Source organism: Runella sp. (assembly GCF_027484545.1).
Taxonomy (GTDB): Bacteria; Bacteroidota; Bacteroidia; order Cytophagales; family Spirosomataceae; genus Runella.
The window spans coordinates 1-20,473 of the sequence record NZ_JAIXST010000160.1 but is presented as its reverse complement, the minus strand read 5'-3'; the positions used below and the strand labels follow the sequence as shown (position 1 = coordinate 20,473).

Below are 20,473 nucleotides of genomic sequence, written 5' to 3'. Positions count from 1 at the left end.
TACCGCACGGGGGGCGCAGCGGGCCTGCGCCTATATTTTCGGCATTGTTAGCGTAAACATACTGCCTTTGTTCAATTCACTTTTCACTTCAATTTTACCGCCGTGCTGTTTTATGACGGAGGCTACATAATTTAAGCCTAAACCATAGCCTTTGACATTATGCATGTTGCCCGTAGGTACGCGAAAAAACTTTTCAAAAATCTTATCTTGGTATTCCGGCAGAATTCCAATGCCTTTATCACTTATTGAAAGTTTGATTTCTGAGTCGTTTCCCTGTAATTCAACCTTGATATCAGGCTTATTTTCACTGTATTTCAGGGCATTGTCCAGTAAATTATAGATAACATTGGTCAGGTGTATTTTATCGGCCGAGATAACAAAACCCTGTCCTATCACATTGAAACTTACCTCTGCCCTGTATTTCTCAAACTGCAATTTCAAGGAACCTAACACTTGTTGAACCAAATCAGAAACGTTTACCGATTCAAGGTTTAAGTTCAAGCCCTGTTGTTCAAAAGTTGTCATTTTCAATACTTTGTCTACCAACAGCGTTAGTCGATTCAGTTCATTTTTAGAAATTTCTAAATACTCTTCCGTCAGTTTAGGGTTTTGCGCTACTCCAAAATTTTGCAGAGCTTCAATCGCCACAGAAACCGTTGCAATGGGAGTTTTCAATTCATGCGTTACGTTACTGATAAAATCATTTTTTAGCTCTGTTAGGCGTCGCTGTTGTTGGAGATTCCGGTAAATTACTCCAAAAGCCAGTCCCGTAATGGCAAGCAGGAAGAAGGCGAATAAACCCTGTGGGATGATTTTTTTAAATAAATAACCTTGATAATTGGGGAAAATGGCGGCGTAAGTGCTGCCTAAAGGCATGGTAGTGATGACGGGAGCAGTGATAAGGGCTTGTTTAGAGCTACTATCGGTTTTTTGGTTGAGTGATTGACGGACGATATGGAACGATAAATAGATTTTGGCCTGTTGAATTTTTCCTTCATAAGCCCGCTGAATATCGTTGATTTTTAAGGAGTCATGGGCTAAGCTAAAAGTAAAATGTGCGTCTTTGGATTTAAGGTTTTCGACGGTTTTAGAAGATGACTTTGCTTTTTGAGAAGGGTCTATCGTAATCGAAACTTTTATATCGTTGGTTTTTGAGGGATTGATGCTAAACGGAGGAAGGCTATCTTGCTTACTTTTATTGAGCATTACTACCCGAACTACTTTGCTAAATAATTGCTGGAGGGTATCGGAGGGTTTGTGAGACTTTACAATTAGAACTGGTGATTTTTTTGGGGTAGTCGTATCAGATAGGATAACATCCAAATTACCAATGGAATTAAACTTAACTCCTTGAATATCATCTGGATTGGTTTTTCTTAACAAATGTACCATTTTGTCTTTGTTAGAAATAACAGTATCAACGCCAAATTCTTGCAAAAAGCGATCCATTTGTATAAAATTAAATGTTCTAAACTTATCTGATGCTTCGGCATTCTTGCTACTAACTTGAGATGAAGGTTTTGGCTGATTAACGGACGTCTTTTGGTTTTGAGAATAGCTAAAGGTAAGTTTTTGAGTAGTTTTTGCTTGAGGTTTATTAAACTGATATTTAGTCATTAGTTTGGACACAGTTTCGTTTAAAACGTCTTGCATGGGAACTCTAAACTTGTTCTGAATGACTGAATCCTCCAACGCATGAATTGTATTTTGAAAAAGGATGTCGGTTTCTTTTTGTAAAATATTTTTTTGTTCGTTGTATTCTTTGCGCAGCCAAAACACCTGAAAGGCCGCCAGCAATAATAGGCTGGCGACCATCAAAGACAATGAGGTAATATTTGGCTTAGCGTATCTCATTTTTATCACTTTATTGACAATTTCTGAGTCAAATAGACCCTTTCAGGGTGATCAAGTGTTAATTCCGAATCATCCGAATACCGCCTTGGCCGCCCATCTCTTTCATGAATTCATCGCGTTTTTTAACAAACTCCGCATCCGTAATTTTTTTACCTCCGGAGGGTGTTTTCAAGCCCGCCGCTTGCATTGGTCGAACTGCTGTTGCTGCCAATATTGGAATTGTTTTGAGCGTAGCTTAGGTTATTTGTCCACTTCAACAAATTCAACGAATCGATTTTATGGTCAATCGTCCAGTTAGCGCGGTGGGTAGCGTTACGGGTATTTTGGGCCGTATTTTGTTTTGTTTTAAAACTGCCCGATGGCACAAATGACTCGCGATTGGTCTCGCGCTCAATGAGTTGGTCAAGTTGATTATAGAAATAATTACTTTGCAATTCGGTCTTTTTGGTAAGTTGGTCATTATAATTCAGACCTGCTCCGCCCGAAGTCACAAATCCATTATTTCGTCCGCCAAAATTGAGTGGAATCGTCGCATCATCTTCTGAATTAAATTGCAGACGAACTCCCCCGCCCGACATCATGCGTTGCGAATTTCTGGTAAAGTTCATGTAATCATCAATCGAAAAACCCTGTTGGTTGATGTTGTTGGCCATTCCCAAAAACGATAGTTGCCGAGTTTTAGTAAAGCGGTTAAAATTGGCTTTGAGTGAATACCGGCTATCGGGGCCAACTCCCGCAGTAGCATTGCCGAAAACACCTTTTTTCTTTTCTTCTTTCAACGACAGATTGATTGTCTTCTCACGTTGGCCGTCGTCAATTCCCGTAAACTGTGCCTGATCCGATTTTCGGTCAAATACCTGCACCTTGTCCACGGCATCCGCAGGTAAGTTTTTGGTTGCTATTTTGAGATCACGACCAAAGAACTCCTTTCCATCTATGGTAACGCGGCGCACTTCCTGTCCCTGGGCTTTGACCGTTCCGTCGCGAGCCACTTCTACTCCCGGCAGGCGTTTGAGCAAATCTTCAACGACTGCGTTGGGTTGTACTTTGAAGGAACCTGCATTGTATTCAATGGTATCCTGCTTAATGGTAACGGGATCACGTTCGCCCTTGATAACCACCTCTTTCAAATCTTTTGGAACGGGAGCCATCCGAATCGGGCCCAAATCTAATACATCCCCACCTGACGGAGTAATCAATTGATTCAGTGGCTGTAACCCCATAAAAGTGGCCTTTAGAAAATAATTGGCAGAAGCTATATTCTTAAATTCAAAAGCGCCCGTTGATTGTGATCGCGCAAAAGAAACCAAAGAGGTGTCTTTTCCGTCGAGCAACATTACCGTAGCTCCTTCCAGCGGACGATTGGCAGTATCACGAAGCGCTCCTTTGATAGTAATTTTTTGGGCAAATGTGGTAGGTGAAAAGTGTAGGGTAAAAAGGAAAAAAGAAAATACAAACAGTAACATTGAGAAGCGACCGAAGGATCTTCTTCTCAATGTTTGGTTTGACTGACTTATTCGACATTCTGCACTCTGCACTCGACATTCAAAAAACATGGCTATATAGGTTTTTGATAACGCTACAAAACTACGCTGCCTTTTCCCAGAAGTAGGTTAATGGTCGTTGAAATAATGTTAATTAAGGTTAATGCCAAAAATTCTATCTTTGCAGCTACTCATCTTAGCTTCTAAAACCATGCATTGCTACTTCAACGGCGCCATTATCCCTGTCGAACAGGCTTCTGTCAAAATCAACGACCTTGCTTTATTGCGCGGCTACGGTCTATTTGACTATTTCCGCACTTACAACGGTGTTCCCTTTCAATGGGATTGGTATTGGGCGCGTTTTACCCGCTCTGCCGAAGTGTTACGCCTACCCGTAGCAATGACTCAAGCCCAAACCGCCGAGGTGTTGGCAGAGTTGTATCGCTTGGCTGATCAACCCGATATTGCGTACCGTTTTGTATTGACAGGCGGTTATTCGCCCGACAGTGTCAGCGTAGTAGAACCTAACTGGCTGATTATTGCCGAAAACCTCCCCAAAGACAACCCCGAAGGGCGTTATCGTGGTATCAAAGTATTACCTTTTGAATTTGTACGTGACCTGCCTGAACTCAAAAGCACCAATTATCTCCACATGATTCGCCTTGCTGCCGAGATGAAATCACAAGGAGCAGCCGATTTACTGTATCACAAAGATGGCGAAGTAAGTGAACTGACCCGCAGTAACTTTTTCATTTTCAAAGGAGATACCCTGATTACGCCTCATCAAAATATCCTGCACGGTATCACCCGTCGCGTTGTACTGGGATTAGCCGAAAAAGAGTTTAAAGTAGAAGTTCGTCCATTGCTCGTCGAAGAGTTGGAAGAAGCTGACGAGGCTTTTACCACCAGCACCACCAAATGGGTCATGCCCGTAGTTCAAATTGGTCGCCAAATTGTTGGTGATGGCAAGCCGGGTGTCAGAACCTTAAAGTTGTTGGAGCAATTTGAAAAGTTGGTAACAGGGTATGGAGTATAAAATCCACCTATAGGTTTATTTAATGAGAATTGGCGCTATTTTTGCAATCCAACAATCTACATTATTCTCAGTAGCTTATGATAATGAGTTAATGGAATTTAAACGCTTATTTGATTTATGGATTTCCGACATTGAGTACTTGGAAAACTTTTTTGAAGAAAATAAGGATGATTTGAACAGTAATTTTTATGGCTCAATCAGTATTGAAGAGGCTATAGAAAGAACAAGGAAACAGGCAATTGGATTTAGGAAGAAGTTTTTGCAATTGATACAAGAGGCAGACCCCAATAAATTGCAATCTATTTTTCGTCCACTTTCCAATAGTTCATATCAACTCAAATCGCTTTCCAAAGAAAAATCGAAAGCCGATTGGTTAAGGATTTATGCTGTCAGAATAAGTGAAAACACATACGTCATATCCAGAGGAGCCATAAAACTTACTCAAACGATGAATGAGCGGCCTCATTTGCAAGCCGAACTTCAAAAATTAGAAATAACAAAGCGCTTTTTAATAGAGAATGGCCTAACTGATGAATCAGATTTCGGTTTCTTTGAATTTGAACCTTGAAAACTATGAAAAATCAATTCCTGATAGAAAATCTAAATCAACTTGCCCAAGTAGATACTACTTAGATGGATGACGTTATATTCTATGAAAACAACCGAAATTGGCTTGATCGTTCTGCGAAAATTGCTTTAAAAATACTTCGTACTCTACGAGAAAATAAAAACAAGGCGCATCATCCAAACTCACAAAAAGAACTTGCTGATACGATGGGAGTCAGTCCTCAATATATCAACAAAATAGCAAAAGGGACTGAAAATCTAACTCTTGAGACGATTAGCCGGCTTGAAAACGTGCTAAATGTTCAGTTAATTGAACTCACAAATAATTACTTGATTACAAATACCTATGAACAAATAGAATTTGAAGGATTATTCAGTTTTAGCTCGCAACAGCAAATTATTGAAATAATGATTATGAGCCAACAAGAAATGGCTAATTGGAGTAATCAAGCAGGAGAATATTCTTACGCAATGGCCGCCTAATGGAAACAACAGAAAAAATCATTGGATTCACCCTTTCTAAAATAGTCACAGAGCAGTTTGCCCTGATATCTGACTCTTTTGAAGAAGAGAAAGAAAACCTGAATTAAACTTTGGTATTGATACGCAAACTAAGCGCATTATGGTCAATATACTTTTCCGTTTTGAACAGGAAAGTAAGCCTTTTATTATCATCAAAATAGCTTGCTATTTTACTGTTGCTCCCAATGATTGGGAACAATTTAAAAGTTTTAACTCTACTTCAGTTATTGTTCCTCAAGGTTTTGCGACCCATTTGGCTATGCTTACAATTGGAACATTAAGAGGAGTACTACATGCCAAAACGGAAAACACCGCCTTTAATCGTTTTATAATTCCTACCTTCAATGTTACCGGATTGATACACAGTGATATTATATTTAATGTGTGAAAGAAATAGAAATGAAACCAGCCAATTATTGGGTTGAAAAATATCAAATGCAGCCGCATCCCGAAGGAGGATATTTTGCGGAGACGTATCGAGCTGCCGAACTAATTTCGAAGGAAGCGTTACCCGCTCGTTTTTCGGGAGACAGAAGTTTCAGTACGGGAATTTATTTTTTATTGGAAAACCATCATTTTTCAGCCTTCCACCGTATCCAAGCCGACGAAATGTGGCATTTCTACGCAGGGGGGCCGTTGAATGTGTATGTAATTCACGTAGACGGCAGCCTTGAAATCATTAAATTAGGCGCAAACCCCGACAAGGGTGAAGTGTTTCAGGCTGTAGTTCCTGCGGGTACTTGGTTTGGTTCCAAACCCGATTCAGAAACTGCTTATTCGTTAGTTGGTTGTACAGTAGCACCGGGCTTTGACTTTGCTGACTTTGAATTGGCCGAGCAAGCCGATTTATTAACAACTTATCCACAACACGAGCAAGTGATTCGGTTATTGACACCTTCTAAACCTCACAGGTTATAAAAACCTGTGAGGTTTGATAAAGATTAATATTCCATTTTCTTCAACTCTCCAATCAGCGTTTCCACTTGTTCCAATGAAACCGCGGGAAAGTTGGCAATACGGATTTGACTTTCTTTAAAAGGACCGTAACCGCTTCCTACGATCATGTTGGCTTTTTTGACTTGAGCAATCACCTCGGCAGAAGGTTTTTTGGTATTCGCTACCACAACCGTCCGCGAGCGGTGTCTTTCTTCAGCCACCGACGGGCTAAAATTGCTGCTGCTTTCCACAAATTTATTGAGGACTTTGTATTTTTCTTCCGTTTGCTTCCTAACTGTCTCCGCTCCGATGGCGTTAAGGTCTTCGGCAATTTTACCAAGCAAATAAATCCCGATAACGTTGGGAGTAGCAGGTGTTTCGTAGGTTTTGAAATTCTTCCAAAGGGCCGGCAGGCTATTATGCGCTCCGATGGTCGCATCTTCGTATTTCTGCAAACGTTCTGATTTGGCCAGACACTTTTCGTTCGCAATCCAAACGCCCAAACCAGCTGGTAATCCAAAGGATTTTTGCACCGAAAAAAACGCGGTATCTATCACTCCAAAATCCAACTCTGGATAAGGAGCCGATGAAACAATGTCAACGGCGATGATTTTTTTGGAGTTACTGCGCTTGAGTTTATGAATATCTGGCTCGCGCATTTGTACCCCCGAACTCGTTTCGTTGTGCGTTACACAAATTACTTCGGCGTATTCGGGCACTTCGATTTCGGCATAGTCAAAGCCCTCACCAAAAGGCTTTTCCTGTTTGTGAGCGTACTTGCGTAACGAAACCGCGTACTCGTAGAATTTCTTGGAAAATGAGCCATTAACCAAATGAAAACTTTCGTGCTCGACACAATTCAACAATATCCGCTCCCATACTTCCGACGCTGAGCCGGTAAACAAAATTGCGTGGGTGTCGGGGATGTCCATCAAGGTGTGAAGTTGCTCGACCGTGAACTTGTAAATATCTCTGAATTTTTGGCTACGGTGAGAGATTGAGCCAAGTTGGTTTTCGACAGCGGTACGCAAATGGTGCTCAAAAGTAGGATACATTTCTGCGGGGCCTGCCGTAAAATAGACTTGTTTCATCGGAATATCGGTGGTCAAAATAAAATTGGAATCGCAAAAATACGCCAAATCTTTGTGGTACGGACATCTACCCACATTATTTGTCAAAACAACAATGCTTCGTTACCTGTTTTTCTTCTTTTCCAACGCTTCAAAGTATTTACACAAATGAGTTAATTCGCACTTTTGGCACTGTGGAGTCCGCGCCAAGCACACATAACGCCCATGCAAAATCAACCAATGATGGAATATGGGAATGATGGCATCAGGGACATTCTTAACCACTTCTTTTTCAACCGCAAAAGGAGTGGTGGCGGTTTTGGGGACTAAACCTAAGCGGTGAGAAACCCGAAAAACGTGGGTATCTACCGCCAAAGCAGGTTGATTATAAATGACGGAAACAATGACATTGGCCGTTTTGCGACCAACACCGGGCATGAGTTGCAACTCTTCAATGGTGCTGGGTACTTCTCCGCCAAATTTATCCATCAATATCTGCGCCATCCCGACCAGATGTTTGGCCTTGTTATTGGGATAAGACACCGAACGAATGTAGTGAAACACTTCCTCAACCGAGCTCATGGCCAATGCCTGCGGGTCAGGAAACCGCTCAAACAGGGCCGGCGTGACCATATTAATTCGCTTATCGGTACACTGCGCCGACAATATCACAGCGACTAAAAGTTCGTAAGGATTAGAATAATGGAGTTCTGTTTCAGCGGTAGGGAATTTCTGCGAGAAATGGTCAATCAGCAGGCGGTAACGTTCTTTTTTCAGCATGGGTTTTAATGGCACTTTTTGAGTCTCCAAAGATAATTCTTTCCTAAAGAATCCTGCCGTAATTATTTGTTTTTTCGAGAGCCGCTACCTTGCATTTCCCGCAGAATGGGGTATTTAACGGTTGGGCTGGTTTTCGTTATCTTTGTTCTGTTTTACAATTGGTACTGACCACCGGCATTTATCGGTTAATAACTGAACAGGGAGACAGGGAGCAACCCGTTATTCCTTGCCTCCGTTACTTCGCATTCCAATAGCTTTCAGATTGTCTTTTTGTAATCCAATTGCAACGACTCAATTTTTTCCAATCGTCCCAGCACCTGATTGAGCAGGGTTTTTCGGATTTCAATTTGGAGACTACATTCGTTATCAAACTGCTGATTTTGAGGGATAAGGTCAAAGGTTTTTATCACTTTCATTACCTCGTTCATCTGTTCATAAGGATAAGAAAGTGTGTACACATCGCACACGTGTTTGGTAATAATTTGAGCCTGTTTGAGTGCGTCATCGGTAGCCACTTTATAGGCATTGATAAGCCCAGGCACTCCGAGAAGTGTACCGCCAAAATAGCGGACTACCACTACGAGTAGGTTGGTGAGGTCATGAGAATAGATGGTATTTAAAATAGGTTTCCCCGCCGAGCCCGAGGGCTCACCGTCATCGTTGGCGCGGTACTGAGTACGGTCAAGGCCGAGGCGATAGGCATAACAATGATGAACCGCTTTGGGATGTATTTCGCGCAATTCGGATAAGTATATTTTGGTATCTTCTTCATTCTGAATGGGATACGCGTATGCTAAAAATTTACTTCCGCGGTCACGGAAGAAACCTTCAACAGGTTTGACTATGGTTTTATAAGAATCGTCGAATAACATTTATTCTACTTTTTTTGCAAAAACTAACTTTTTCGTTTTTAAAAATTCCTTCAAAAGTATCATTTTATCATCAAACCTTTATTTCGACCGTTTATCCACAATAATTTGTGAACATGTGCGTAAACAACTTGTTTTATCAGAAATCAATTATCCAATTAAACTTTATAAATCCATGAAACAAACCAAATTACTGCTCATCGCAACAGTATTCATTTGGGTAAATGCAGCCTTTGCCCAAACCGACCTCAAAAAGCCCATTCCGTTTGATCCAAAAGTTCGCTATGGAAAACTACCTAATGGGATGACGTATTATATCCGCAAAAACGAAGAACCTAAAAAGCGGGCGGAGTTGTATTTAATCAATAAAGTAGGAGCCATTCAGGAAGAGGACAAAGAAAACGGCTTGGCGCACTTTACAGAGCACATGGCCTTTAACGGAACCAAAAGTTTTCCAAAAAATGAGTTGATTAGCTACCTTCAGCGAGCAGGAGTTAAATTTGGGGATGATTTAAATGCTTTTACAGGTCAGGACCAAACCGTCTATCAACTTCCGGTTCCTACGGATTCCGCCGACATTTTCAACAAGGCATTTATCGTGTTGGAAGATTGGGCGCATAACATCACTTTTGAAGGCGCGGAAATCGACAAAGAGCGTGGCGTGATTTTGGAGGAATTTCGCGGTGGGAAAGGAGCCCAACAACGGATGCGTGATAAATGGATGCCTATTTTGGTAGGTGATTCTAAATATGGTAAACGTACCGTGATTGGAACGGAAGATATTCTTAAAAACTTTACGCACGAAACCATCCGCAATTTCTATAAAACCTGGTACCGTCCTGATTTGCAGGCGATCGCTGCGGTAGGCGATTTTGACATTGACCAAGTAGAGAAAACCATCAAAGAACGTTTCGGCGCTATTCCGGCCGCCGTAAAACCCAGACCTTTCGGCAAATATCCCATTGCAGACTTTAAAGGAACTCGGGTAGCCATTGTAACCGACCCGGAACAACCTTACATGATGGCTCAGGTATTAACCAAGCTTCCAAAGGCTGAAGAAAAAACGTTGAACGATTCTCGTGAATCCATCAAACGTACGTTATTCAATCAAATGTTGCAGGCTCGTTTGCAGGAACTTACTCAACAGGCAGCTCCTCCTTTCTTATTTGGCGGAGCGAGTTACGGAGGTTTTATTGGAGATTACGATGCCTTCTTTAATATCGCAGTCGCCAAAGACGGCAACTTGGAAGGTGCCCTTAAAGCGGTATTGAATGAGGGTATTCGGGTCAAAAATTTTGGGTTTACGGCCAGTGAGTTAGACCGTACTAAAAAACAATTGATGACCGGCGTAGAAAGACGTTTTAAGGAAAAAGACAAAACCAAGTCGGCTAACTACGTCAGTGAGTACATGAATCATTTTCTGGAAGGCTCCCCGGCTACCGGAATTGAATTTTACTACGAATTCGTAAAAGAACAATTGGACGGCATCAAAATCGAAGAGATAAATAACTTATCAGCCAAATACTTGACACCTGATAATCGTACGGTGATTGTGATGGCTTCGGAAAAAGATAAGGATAAGTTGCCAACTGAAGCAAAAATATTGGAATGGGTAAACAGCGCAGGAAAAGATGTAACAGCTTACGAAGACAAAGTGGTCAACAAACCATTGGTAGAAAATCTTCCTAAAGCCGGAAGCACTGCCTCTACCAAACAAATTGCCGAAATCGGCGCCACAGAGCTTACGTTGAGCAATGGCGTAAAGGTGGTTTTGAAACCAACCGAGTTTAAAAATGACGAAATCCTTATTGGAGCCAGAAGCCAGGGAGGAACATCGCTTTACTCAGACAAGGACTACATGAGTGCCGGACTTTCGGATGCGGTGGTTGAAGAAAGCGGCGTGGGAGAATTCAGTCAAAACGCGTTGAAAAAATACCTGACAGGTAAAGTAGTCAACGTTAGTCCATTTGTGGGAGAAAATGAAGAAGGATTCTCAGGAAGTTGCAGCCCTAAAGACCTCGAAACGGCATTTCAATTGATTTATGCCTATTTCACCAAGCCTCGCAAAGATGATGAAGTCATCAAAGGATTTATGACGACCCAACGCTCTGCTATTCAAAATATGACGGCTTCTCCTTCGCCGGAAAAAGTATTTCAAGACAGCTTAAGCATCATTTTAGGGAACAATAGCTTCCGACGCCTGCCTATCAGTGTAGAGCGTTGGGATATGGCCAACGCTGACCGTGCTTATGCCATTTACAAAGAGCGTTTTGCCGACCCTGCCGATTTTACTTTTTTCTTCACGGGTTCATTTAAAGTAGAGCAAATCAAGCCTTTACTTGAAAAATACCTGGGTGCATTGCCTACTTTAAACAAGAAAGAATCGTTCCGTGACTTGGGTATCCGCACTCCTAAAGGACGCATAGATAAGAAGGTGTACAAAGGTATTGAGCAAAAAAGCCAGGCATCTTTAGTGTACAGCGGCGATTACGAGTACAATGATGATAACAATTGGCAATTAGACGCCTTGGAAGAAATCCTGAACATCAAACTTATCGAAGTAATTCGTGAGAAAGAAAGCGGTGTTTACGGCATTGGTGCACGAGCTACGTATGGCAAAATTCCCGTGCCTCGTTATAACTTCCGTATCGGTTATGGTACAGGTCCGGAGCGTGTGGAAGAATTGGCAACCAAAACGTTAGCAGTCCTTGACGAAATCAAGAAAAACGGTGCTACACAAGGCGACATTGATAAGTTTAAAGCCGAAACTCGCCGCTCTATGGAAGTCCAAATGAAAGAGAACGGTTTTTGGCAAGGACAACTTATTGGTGCTTACACCAATAATGAAGACCCTAAGAGCGTGTTGGATTGGGAAAAACAACTGAACAAAATTACGGTTGAAAGCACCAAAGCAGCTGCCAATAAGTACCTTAACGATACCAACTTTATCAAAGTGGTGTTGTTGCCGGAGAAGAAGTAAGCAGCAGTTTGCAAAAAAGTCGGGTGAGAACCCGACTTTTTTGTTTGTTTCAGGTACGTAGTACCGCACGGGCAGCCCCCCTCAATATTTGTAGGAAAGCCGTTGGATAAATAAAAAGAGAGGTGCAGCGCACCGAAATAAAATACGCTGATTTTATCTCCTCCTCTTCTTTTTAGAAGATTTTCTCCGTGTTGGCTTTTTCTTTACGAATTTCCTTGCTTCAGCTTTTTTAATGGCTGCTTCCTGATCTTCATTGGTTTGTGAAGCCCCTCCCTGAGTTCCCTCTTTTACAACGGAAGCAGGGGCTCCCAACTCAGAAGCAGCCTGTGATTGCGCCGTTATTTCGGGCAATACAGTTTGTGTAATCACTGCTAATGGGGCCGTTGCATCAAAAGGTCGCAAACGAAATGAATAGGTATACTCCTTCTCCGTCAATAAATATTCTGGATGCGTACGAGGAGTCCAGCTATCATCACCACCAAGTCCCATGAGTTGGTAATCAAAGTCAAGGGTAGTTACCCGACCACGCGTTAAGTTTTGGGTAATTTTTGAGGCTAACAAATCGGCATCGGTATAATCATGGGCGCTGAAATTAAGGGTTGGATTTCCCATCACTAACAGTCCTACTCCAACCGAATCCGTTACTGCGGCCCAACGAACATCCGTTTTGTTTCCGTTTTCTTGCGGCATTGTGTACGGAAAGTGCTGATTGGCCACCAAGTCGCTGTATTCTCCTATCCGTGCCGACGATTTACGATCCCAATAACTTTCAAAAGGTCCGCGTCCGTACCAACTCAGATTTCGGAATGAAGCGGGAAGCTGTATTTGCATTCCCACTTTAGGAAGCGGAGGCACGTTATTGCCATTCACAGTCACTGTATTTTTGACTTCCATATCGCCCGAACCAAAAACAGTGTAGGTTGTTTTGACTGTAAAACTGACCCCCGCTCTGCCTACCCATGTACTCTGTGTATGCACACGAGCTATGGAAAGCCCAATTTGTTCTACGCGTATATCACCACCCACCCTGCGCAAACTGTTCAATCCTGCCGCGCGCCAACGAGCCGCAAAACTTGCTTTTCCTCCACCCTCGTCATTATCAGTAGGTACACGCCAAAAATTGGGCTGGAGCGGGTTGGCTATCAATTCGCGATTTTTGTAAATAAACGAACTGATACCAACTGATTTTCGGTCAAAAATTATCTTGAATTGCGCATTGGTCAATTGAATTCCTCCGCCACGTACCAACCCTACTTTAACTGTTGAAGTCGCCGGCCAGGTAATGGCCGGTTTAGGCGTTGACGTCGTTTTCACGTACCATTGTTGATAAGCTACCTCATGTCCTGCCGATGCCCACGGGGTGGCTTCTTTGAGTTTCAGGCTTACGTTCAAAAAATATTCCGCCCCTGTACCGGAAGCAGGAATAGTGAACGGAATCATTACGGCTTGTTGTGCTCCCGGAGACACATTCAACTCATTGATTTCTCCCTGCTGAATCGACTTCCCGTTTTCCAACAATTCCCACACCAATTTAAAAGGTCGCAGGCTTAGGAAATCATAGGCATTGCTGAGCGTAATGCTCTGGTTTTGGGGTGAAATTGTGTCTTTGGGCGTAAATTTCACGTATTGGTACACGTGTTTCACTTCATTGATTTCGGGCTGCGGAACGCGGTCTGGATTTACGAGGCCGTCACCCGCATTGGCTCCGTCAATGTAGTTGATGTGGTTAATGTACGAACGGCCGTTTTTGTCTTTCACATACAACCCCTGATCTACCCAATCCCAGATAAAACCTCCCTGCATACGCGGGTTTTTGTCAATAGCATCCCAGTAATCACTCAAATTTCCGACTCCGTTTCCCATCGAGTGGGCATATTCGCAGATAATCAACGGACGATTGGGGTCTTTCTTCACCATCGCTTCCATCACTTTGACGGAAGGATACATCGTACTGTTGATGTCAAAATTGGTAGCTACCTGATCTACTTCATCAAACGTCTTAGGATAGTTGGCCCGTCCTTCGTAGTGAATTGGCCGTGTGGGGTCAATCAAGCGGATAATCTGCGCCATATCCTCAAAGTTTTGCCCCATACCCGATTCGTTACCCAAAGACCAAATGATAATCGAAGGATGGTTTTTATCCCGTTCTACCATGGCTTTGCCGCGAGCAACAAAAGCATCTTTCCAATCTGGATTAGCTGCCAACAAGATTCCTTTTTGCTGCCATAACTCATGGCTTTCGATATTGGCTTCATCAATCACGTATAAGCCATATTCATCACAGAGATCGTACCATAACGGGTCGTTAGGGTAGTGTGAAGTGCGTACGGCGTTGATATTGTGTTGTTTCATTAAGACAATATCCTTAATCATAGACTCTTTGCTGATGTAACGTCCAGTAGTGGGGTCAAATTCGTGGCGATTTACTCCTTTGAATTTTACCGCTTTGCCATTCACCAACAATTGCCCATCGCGCATGGTCACTTCTCGAAAGCCGACGTGTGTACTCAGTATTTCGGTAGTGCTTCCATCTCCATCCACTACCTGAATAATGAGTTTGTAGATATTGGGCGTTTCGGCAGTCCAGCGAGCTGGAGTCGATATAGGAACATTTAAACTCAAATACGATTCGTCTTTAGGATCCATCATCGGGACATTCCGAATCAAATCCCCCTGAACAACTCGTCCGTCAGGGTCATACAATTTGAATCTGACTTGGTATTTGTCCTGTACCTGAGAAGAGAAATTTTTGACAAAAGCTGAGATTTTCAACGTGGCATTTTGGTAATTTTCGTCCAAATCAGTCACCACGTAGTAATCTCGAACGTGAATAACAGGGGCCGAGTAAAGATACACATCCCGAAAAATACCTGAAATGCGCCAAAAGTCCTGATCTTCCAAATAGCTCCCGTCCGACCAGTTGATGACTTGTACCGCCAATTGATTTTCACCCGCTCGTAGGTATTTGGTAATGTTAAATTCGGCAGGAGTCATCCCATCTTCATGGTACCCCACCTGTGATCCATTGACCCACACATAACAGGCCGATTGAACTCCGGCAAAGTGTAAAAACACATCGCGTCCAGGCCAATTGGCAGGAATGTTGAAAGAAGTACGGTACAATCCCACTGAATTGGTATCGCTCGTGATGCGCGGCGGTGTCGTGGGAAAAGGATGTTTGATATTGGTAAAAATAGGTCGGTCGTACGGACGTCCTTCCCGTGCTCCTACGACCTGCCAATTGGAAGGAACAGGTAAATCATCCCAAGTGGACGTATTTGCATTTTGCTGATAAAAATCGCCCGGAACTTTGGACGGGTGCGATACCCACTTAAATTTCCAGTTCCCGTTGAGAGATTTAAAATAAGGAGAAGCAGCACGGTCAAATTTCAATGCAGAGGCTTCATCACTGTACGGAATAAGAGTAGTATGCGGACGTTCGGTATTTCGACTTATTACCGCGGGGTTTTCCCAATCGGGTAAATCTTGAGCAAATCCTGCACAGGGTATCAGGAGGGACAAAAAAACGCTTAACTTGCGCATAAATCAAAGCAGGTTAAATTCGGAAAACGCAATTAAAGAATACAAAATAAAGGCTCTTTTGGCAGAACCAACAAAAAGAGAACGAAAAAATAAAGGTGATATTGGCAAAAGCCCCAAGCCTTCAAAGGAAGTTTTTTAAATTGGACATTGTAAATCATACTTCGCAAATTCTATAAATCATGCTTTTAGCCGTTGATGCAGGTAATACAGATACCGTTTTTGGTATCTGGCAAAATGAAGAATGGACCCATATATTTCGTATCCGCTCTCTGCCCGACGAACCTCCGTATTTTTATGAAAGTAAGTTGCGTCTTCATTTTCTGGAGGCTAATTTAGTCATTGGGGACGTAAAAACGACTGTGTTGAGCAGCGTTGTTCCTCCGCTTACTCCTATCCTGCGGACTATGCTTACCCATCTTTTCGGGCAGAGTCTCGTCGTGGTTGGGCCAGATGTATACCCGGATTTAAAAGTAGAAATAGATCATCCACACGAAATCGGCAGCGACCTCGTCGCTAATGCCGTAGCAGCTTATACCAAATACGCACGCAATGCCGTAGTCGTAGATTTTGGAACGGCTTTGACCTTTACAACGGTCTCTTTTGACGGTAGAATTTTGGGCGTAGCTATTGCCCCCGGTCTTAAAACGGCCGTAAAAGCATTGTTTTCCAACACGGCTCAACTTCCCGAAGTACCTTTGAAATTGCCTGAATCAGCCATTGGAAAAAACACGACCCACGCCATTCAGGCGGGAATATTATTGGGATATGAAAGTTTGGTAAGAGGGATGATTACTCGGATTCGTCGCGAATTGGACGGAGATTGCATTGCTTTGGCAACGGGAGGGCTTTCATCCATTATTGATACGCTCCACGGCGAATTTGTAGAAGTAAACCGAAGTCTTACGCTGGATGGTTTACGGATGATTGGGGAAAGAGTGGGACGTGATTCTTAAACCTCGGAATTCAGTTTAATTCGTACAATCATGGTATTAACATTTTCACCAACTCCTGATTCATCATCTCGGAGTCAAAAACAGCTTCCACATCAATGATAAAACCCTCAACGGCTTCGCTTTTAATGTCGCCGTCAGAACCTTTGAATCGAAGATAATACTGCCCGTTGATAAGGATAAACTGCTCTACCTGTTTCTTTTTGGGGTCAACAATCCAATATTCATGTACCCCATGAGCTTCATAATCCACATATTTGGTGGTTCGGTCAGTTTTAGCAGTTTTTGGAGAAAGTATTTCGATAACCAAATCCGGCGCAGGAAACTGCATTTGTTCTTCCGTAAAGTGTTGTGCTCGGTCTTTTTTCCAAAAGCAAACGTCGGGCTCATAGTCGTTGCGGGTAAGCGATACCAGTACTTTTTCGACACCTGTCCACCCTAAATTATACTTTGACGCATATATTTTGATGAGCATGTACAGATTCCCTGTTGCTTCATTGTGCATTTTCTTAACAGGCGACTGAAAAAGTATCTCCCCATTGATAAACTCCATTTTGGTGTTTTCGTCAACAGTTTCGTAAAAATGCTGCCGTACCAATTTTTCAGCCTCCAGCCTTATCCGTGCCTGTTCGATGAGCAAGGGTAAATTAGGCATATCAAAAAATTGGTCAGCACTCATAAAACATATAGTTAGTCTTATACGCAAATTTACGAATCATTTCTGCAATTTTAACCCCATCTAAATCTTCCCCACTTAGGGAAGACTTTACTTAATGATTTTCGAGTATTTAAAACTTTACCTTATAATTCACACCCAACAGAAAGCGATTGTCTTGAGAACCCTGCAATTGGTAATCTGTAAAACCCGAAATATCCAGTTTATTGCGTTTGTTTATAGCGATTTCTACGCCTGCTTTGTTCCGCATCTGATCAAAGCCTGTTCCTCCCAATTGATAAAACACATCGGTTGAAACGTACGGAGTAAAGCGAGATTTATTTGGGAAAGAAAGCCCAAATTTGTTGCGCAGATAACTTTTATCGGGTTCCAACCCATCCGTGCTTGTATCGTCTTTGAATTGGTTTTGGTAACGCAATCGATAATCAAATTTCAACTTCCACAGCTTATGGTCGTAAGCTAAATCGGCGTAAAAACGGTGGTAAGGGCGATAGTAATACCCGGTTTTATCGTCCGTTTTCTTGCGACGTCCGATATACCGGTAATAGCCGCTTATTTCCCAGTGCTTGGTAATTTTGTAAGAAACCCCCAATTCACCTAAAAAAACGCGCATGATAGAAATGTTATCCGTAAATCGAGTCTGCGCGTTGAGATTTACCGAAAACGATTTATTGATTTTTTTCTCTACTCCTACACCCGACCAAAGGCCAATGTCAGTCGCCTGAGAATAGCTACAAAACGAAATCAGTAAAAAGAAAAGAAAAGCCGGATACTTCATTGCCGTAAATTCACTTTTTGAGTTATACATTTTCCAAAACGAGGGCTGTTTTAGTTTTCTCATTTTTGGTGTTGGTTTGGTAGTAAAAAATCATAACCATCGCCGAATCTTTCAAGAAATCCATGGTCTGAATCTCCACGCGGTGAACATCCAAGCCCGTGCGAGCCTGCAGATCCTGAAGCAATTCATTACGACGTTCGGGCAAAATCAGTTCAATTCGGTCGTAATGTACAATTTTGGTCAGCTCTCTTTTCATAAGCAAATTTCCTTCCAAAAGCCACACACTCAGCAAAATCATACTGCTGACCAACCCCAATTCATCCCAACTTCCCTTGATAATAGCTGAAATCAGCCCCATCGAAATCACGATAAAAAGATAGGTCATATCCTTGGCCGATAATCCCTCGGTACGGTAGCGCAACATGGAAAATACAGCAAAAAGTCCAAAAGCCGCTCCCATCGACATTTGCACCTTATTGAGCAAATATGTGATGAGAAAAATAACTAAGTTGAAGCTGAAAAAGGTTAAAAAAAGGTCGGTGCGGCGATAGTTACGAAAATAAATAAATCGCACCAGTATCGTTGTGGTCAATACATCAATCAACAGTCGTATGAAAAACTTTTCGGGGAGTTTATTAAACCATTCAAAACTTTCAGACGCGGTGATTTCTTGAAGAAAAATCATAGTGGGTAATTATTTTACGTAAATGATCCAGTTTTAATTTAAATCGATTGTGCTTTACTGTTTCGTACAGACTGATGATACCGAGGCAATATTTGCTGATGGAACCCTCTCGAAGGCGGTATTTTTTCATCAAATCTAAAAAAAAGGAATGCTTTAAAGATTCTTGCTTGACTTCCGCAATGACTACCTCTCGGTAACTTTGGTGATTTTTTTCATTCCGAAAAGTGAGATTCAGATCAAGCGTCAAGCGTTCGGCAGTAGTACGATTTACAAGCGTCAGACGAGTAAAGTCTACCCATAATATAGGTTGCAAATCAGCTGGATTAAACGAAGTATGTTGGGTTAAAAACTTCACTACGTTCTCTTCCAGTTCTTCGCCGAGAAGCCGCTGCTGAGAAATACGGGTTTTAATAGTCCGACCTTTGTTATTTTTAAATTTTACTTCCGTAAAAATCAGGTTCGACTGTACATATTTGCGTTGTCTGATTTTATAGCGATTGAGCCGCCCCGACTGATGCTCATGATAAAGCTGTAAGGTATCGGTGTCAAAATACAAGGTTTCATAGTCTGAAAGTCGGTGCCCATTCACCTCCAAAATTCGATAATGAGGGCGCAAATCATCCAAAACGACGGGCAACATCCAAAGCGGAATCAGGAATTTAGCGTCGGTTCGGTTCATCAACTTTACACTCTCCATTTCAGCGAGCGTGATGGGTTCAAACAGGGCTACTTTTTGCGAAACCGTCTGAAACGATTCCTCAATCATCGTAGCGATACTTTTTAGTTTGAATAAGTTTGCCTTTACTGTCATACACTTTCTTTTCAGTTTTGAGGCCCCGTCGGTCAATTACGTACAAGGATTTACTGACCAATACATTTTTATCATTATACTCCAATTCTTCGGTCTTTTCTCCCATTTCGTTGAATTTGTACGTTTCGCGCTTAGCTTGACGATTAGTGGCATCGAAAGTGATTTCCTGAGTTTTGTTATCGAAACGATCAAATATGCGCACGATTCGCTCTTTCAACTTCCCCGTTTTATCGTAATTGGCTTCTTCGAGAACATTGCCGTCTTTGTCAAATTTTTTGTAGGAATCATTACGGGTCACTTCTTTTCCATCCACCACTTCCGTAATGGTTTCAGTCACGGCCACGATGTCGTACTTTTTAATTTCTTTCTTACTTTGAGCAAACCCCAAAACGGTGATTGATGTGAATAAAATAGTGAGGCGGATAGACATGAGAATAGTTATTTCAAAAAGGTAGTTAGGTCTTGGTTGCGCATGATTACATGCTATTTCAGGGTGGAAAGTGGCTTGTTTTTTCAGACAGTTATAGTTCCAACGGAAACCCAATGAATTGTAAGTAAATAGACTCCCTTGTGGTATCTGTTAGCTCTTACAATATTAACAAATTGTTAATGATTTATACGCCTTAAAGGCTCAATTCGTTGCAATCGCCAGAATTAAGTCATTTAGCCAAAACTTCAATCAAAAAAAATTAACTCGTTCTGAATCTGACAATTAAGGTTAATAGCCTACAAACAATACACTTTAAAAGAATCTGAATAGAATATGGGGGAACCGTTTGCTCAAACAGAATAGGGCAAGAAATCATAATGAAGCTGGTTCATCGTCACATTTGGTGAAAGTCGAGGTTTGGGTTGTAATTTTGAAGAATGGACTCTGCCTTCCTTTTGCCTTCCGAGCTCGACTTAGAACTACTTGATTACGAACTTTACCC

General features: G+C 42.1%; 18 protein-coding genes. 7 read left to right on the top strand and 11 right to left on the bottom strand.

Going from position 1 to position 20,473, the window contains the following annotated elements; translation table 11 throughout:
* Positions 1-30: 30 nt before the first annotated feature.
* Both Q0081_RS15155 and Q0081_RS15150 read right to left on the bottom strand, forming a co-directional pair.
* The gene (locus tag Q0081_RS15155) at positions 31-1,854 is read right to left on the bottom strand and encodes a cell wall metabolism sensor histidine kinase WalK (protein WP_298354903.1); all 1,824 of its coding nucleotides are present in this window, start codon (positions 1,852-1,854) and stop codon (positions 31-33) included.
* Positions 1,855-2,003: 149 nt separating this feature from the next.
* Entirely contained in the window at positions 2,004-3,350 is a 1,347-nt protein-coding gene (locus Q0081_RS15150) for a TonB-dependent receptor (protein ID WP_298354902.1), read from the bottom strand.
* Positions 3,351-3,549: 199 nt separating this feature from the next.
* Between Q0081_RS15150 and Q0081_RS15145 the strand changes: the two genes are divergently transcribed.
* The 5 genes from Q0081_RS15145 to Q0081_RS15125 all read left to right on the top strand — a co-directional run bounded on the left by Q0081_RS15145 (position 3,550) and on the right by Q0081_RS15125 (position 6,381).
* Positions 3,550-4,374: an aminotransferase class IV gene (locus Q0081_RS15145; RefSeq protein WP_298354926.1), complete on the top strand. Its 825-nt coding sequence runs from the start codon at positions 3,550-3,552 to the stop codon at positions 4,372-4,374.
* A gap of 22 nt (positions 4,375-4,396) precedes the next feature.
* Positions 4,397-4,942 (top strand): hypothetical protein, encoded by a 546-nt coding sequence (locus tag Q0081_RS15140; RefSeq protein ID WP_298354901.1) that lies wholly within the window; start codon positions 4,397-4,399, stop codon positions 4,940-4,942.
* Between the two features lie 65 nt (positions 4,943-5,007).
* Positions 5,008-5,424 carry a helix-turn-helix transcriptional regulator gene (locus Q0081_RS15135; RefSeq protein WP_298354900.1) on the top strand — a complete coding sequence of 139 codons (417 nt, stop codon included), beginning with the start codon at positions 5,008-5,010 and terminating at the stop codon, positions 5,422-5,424.
* A 139-nt stretch (positions 5,425-5,563) separates the two neighbouring features.
* Positions 5,564-5,851 carry a hypothetical protein gene (locus tag Q0081_RS15130; protein ID WP_298354899.1) on the top strand — a complete coding sequence of 96 codons (288 nt, stop codon included), beginning with the start codon at positions 5,564-5,566 and terminating at the stop codon, positions 5,849-5,851.
* A gap of 11 nt (positions 5,852-5,862) precedes the next feature.
* Complete coding sequence (locus Q0081_RS15125; RefSeq protein WP_298354924.1) at positions 5,863-6,381, top strand: cupin domain-containing protein; 519 nt, start codon at positions 5,863-5,865, stop codon at positions 6,379-6,381.
* Positions 6,382-6,404: 23 nt separating this feature from the next.
* On the opposite strand, the gene Q0081_RS15120 is transcribed toward Q0081_RS15125, so the two are convergent.
* The 3 genes from Q0081_RS15120 to Q0081_RS15110 form a co-directional block, all read right to left on the bottom strand.
* Positions 6,405-7,490 (bottom strand): aminotransferase class V-fold PLP-dependent enzyme, encoded by a 1,086-nt coding sequence (locus Q0081_RS15120; protein ID WP_298354922.1) that lies wholly within the window; start codon positions 7,488-7,490, stop codon positions 6,405-6,407.
* A 102-nt stretch (positions 7,491-7,592) separates the two neighbouring features.
* Positions 7,593-8,249 carry an endonuclease III gene (gene nth, locus Q0081_RS15115; RefSeq protein ID WP_298354898.1) on the bottom strand — a complete coding sequence of 219 codons (657 nt, stop codon included), beginning with the start codon at positions 8,247-8,249 and terminating at the stop codon, positions 7,593-7,595.
* 257 nt (positions 8,250-8,506) lie between these two features.
* Positions 8,507-9,121: a YigZ family protein gene (locus tag Q0081_RS15110; RefSeq protein ID WP_298354897.1), complete on the bottom strand. Its 615-nt coding sequence runs from the start codon at positions 9,119-9,121 to the stop codon at positions 8,507-8,509.
* Positions 9,122-9,293: 172 nt separating this feature from the next.
* Between Q0081_RS15110 and Q0081_RS15105 the strand changes: the two genes are divergently transcribed.
* A complete protein-coding gene (locus Q0081_RS15105; RefSeq protein WP_298354896.1) occupies positions 9,294-12,098 on the top strand; it encodes a pitrilysin family protein in 2,805 nt (934 codons plus the stop codon).
* Between the two features lie 153 nt (positions 12,099-12,251).
* Here Q0081_RS15105 and Q0081_RS15100 read toward each other — a convergent pair whose 3' ends face one another.
* Positions 12,252-15,641 (bottom strand): glycoside hydrolase family 2 TIM barrel-domain containing protein, encoded by a 3,390-nt coding sequence (locus Q0081_RS15100; RefSeq protein WP_298354895.1) that lies wholly within the window; start codon positions 15,639-15,641, stop codon positions 12,252-12,254.
* 179 nt (positions 15,642-15,820) lie between these two features.
* Between Q0081_RS15100 and Q0081_RS15095 the strand changes: the two genes are divergently transcribed.
* Entirely contained in the window at positions 15,821-16,594 is a 774-nt protein-coding gene (locus tag Q0081_RS15095; RefSeq protein WP_298354894.1) for a type III pantothenate kinase, read from the top strand.
* Positions 16,595-16,622: 28 nt separating this feature from the next.
* Here the strand turns inward: Q0081_RS15095 and Q0081_RS15090 are convergent, their stop codons facing one another.
* The 5 genes from Q0081_RS15090 to Q0081_RS15070 all read right to left on the bottom strand — a co-directional run bounded on the left by Q0081_RS15090 (position 16,623) and on the right by Q0081_RS15070 (position 19,971).
* On the bottom strand, positions 16,623-17,270 hold the full coding sequence (locus Q0081_RS15090; RefSeq protein WP_298354892.1) for a Uma2 family endonuclease: 648 nt from the start codon (positions 17,268-17,270) through the stop codon (positions 16,623-16,625).
* Positions 17,271-17,379: 109 nt separating this feature from the next.
* On the bottom strand, positions 17,380-18,108 hold the full coding sequence (locus Q0081_RS15085) for a DUF2490 domain-containing protein (protein WP_298354890.1): 729 nt from the start codon (positions 18,106-18,108) through the stop codon (positions 17,380-17,382).
* Positions 18,068-18,730 carry a DUF4956 domain-containing protein gene (locus tag Q0081_RS15080; protein ID WP_298354888.1) on the bottom strand — a complete coding sequence of 221 codons (663 nt, stop codon included), beginning with the start codon at positions 18,728-18,730 and terminating at the stop codon, positions 18,068-18,070. The genes Q0081_RS15085 and Q0081_RS15080 overlap by 41 nt, the downstream gene beginning before the upstream one ends.
* Positions 18,699-19,541 (bottom strand): polyphosphate polymerase domain-containing protein, encoded by an 843-nt coding sequence (locus tag Q0081_RS15075; protein WP_298354886.1) that lies wholly within the window; start codon positions 19,539-19,541, stop codon positions 18,699-18,701. Before Q0081_RS15075 ends, Q0081_RS15080 begins: the two co-directional genes overlap by 32 nt.
* Positions 19,489-19,971 carry a hypothetical protein gene (locus tag Q0081_RS15070; protein ID WP_298354884.1) on the bottom strand — a complete coding sequence of 161 codons (483 nt, stop codon included), beginning with the start codon at positions 19,969-19,971 and terminating at the stop codon, positions 19,489-19,491. The genes Q0081_RS15075 and Q0081_RS15070 overlap by 53 nt, the downstream gene beginning before the upstream one ends.
* Positions 19,972-20,473 lie beyond the last annotated feature (502 nt).

Excerpts from the sequence above, each read along its gene's own strand:
- Q0081_RS15105 (WP_298354896.1), top strand. The coding sequence starts at position 9,294 with ATGAAACAAACCAAATTACTGCTCATCGCAACAGTATTCATTTGGGTA.
- Q0081_RS15110 (WP_298354897.1), bottom strand. The coding sequence starts at position 9,121 with ATGTTATTCGACGATTCTTATAAAACCATAGTCAAACCTGTTGAAGGT.
- Q0081_RS15070 (WP_298354884.1), bottom strand. The coding sequence starts at position 19,971 with ATGTCTATCCGCCTCACTATTTTATTCACATCAATCACCGTTTTGGGG.
- Q0081_RS15130 (WP_298354899.1), top strand. The coding sequence starts at position 5,564 with ATGGTCAATATACTTTTCCGTTTTGAACAGGAAAGTAAGCCTTTTATT.
- Q0081_RS15090 (WP_298354892.1), bottom strand. The coding sequence starts at position 17,270 with ATGAGTGCTGACCAATTTTTTGATATGCCTAATTTACCCTTGCTCATC.
- nth (WP_298354898.1), bottom strand. The coding sequence starts at position 8,249 with ATGCTGAAAAAAGAACGTTACCGCCTGCTGATTGACCATTTCTCGCAG.
- Q0081_RS15085 (WP_298354890.1), bottom strand. The coding sequence starts at position 18,108 with ATGAGAAAACTAAAACAGCCCTCGTTTTGGAAAATGTATAACTCAAAA.
- Q0081_RS15120 (WP_298354922.1), bottom strand. The coding sequence starts at position 7,490 with ATGAAACAAGTCTATTTTACGGCAGGCCCCGCAGAAATGTATCCTACT.
- Q0081_RS15145 (WP_298354926.1), top strand. The coding sequence starts at position 3,550 with ATGCATTGCTACTTCAACGGCGCCATTATCCCTGTCGAACAGGCTTCT.
- Q0081_RS15155 (WP_298354903.1), bottom strand. The coding sequence starts at position 1,854 with ATGAGATACGCTAAGCCAAATATTACCTCATTGTCTTTGATGGTCGCC.
- Q0081_RS15140 (WP_298354901.1), top strand. The coding sequence starts at position 4,397 with ATGAGAATTGGCGCTATTTTTGCAATCCAACAATCTACATTATTCTCA.
- Q0081_RS15080 (WP_298354888.1), bottom strand. The coding sequence starts at position 18,730 with ATGATTTTTCTTCAAGAAATCACCGCGTCTGAAAGTTTTGAATGGTTT.
- Q0081_RS15135 (WP_298354900.1), top strand. The coding sequence starts at position 5,008 with ATGGATGACGTTATATTCTATGAAAACAACCGAAATTGGCTTGATCGT.
- Q0081_RS15075 (WP_298354886.1), bottom strand. The coding sequence starts at position 19,541 with ATGACAGTAAAGGCAAACTTATTCAAACTAAAAAGTATCGCTACGATG.
- Q0081_RS15100 (WP_298354895.1), bottom strand. The coding sequence starts at position 15,641 with ATGCGCAAGTTAAGCGTTTTTTTGTCCCTCCTGATACCCTGTGCAGGA.
- Q0081_RS15125 (WP_298354924.1), top strand. The coding sequence starts at position 5,863 with ATGAAACCAGCCAATTATTGGGTTGAAAAATATCAAATGCAGCCGCAT.
- Q0081_RS15095 (WP_298354894.1), top strand. The coding sequence starts at position 15,821 with ATGCTTTTAGCCGTTGATGCAGGTAATACAGATACCGTTTTTGGTATC.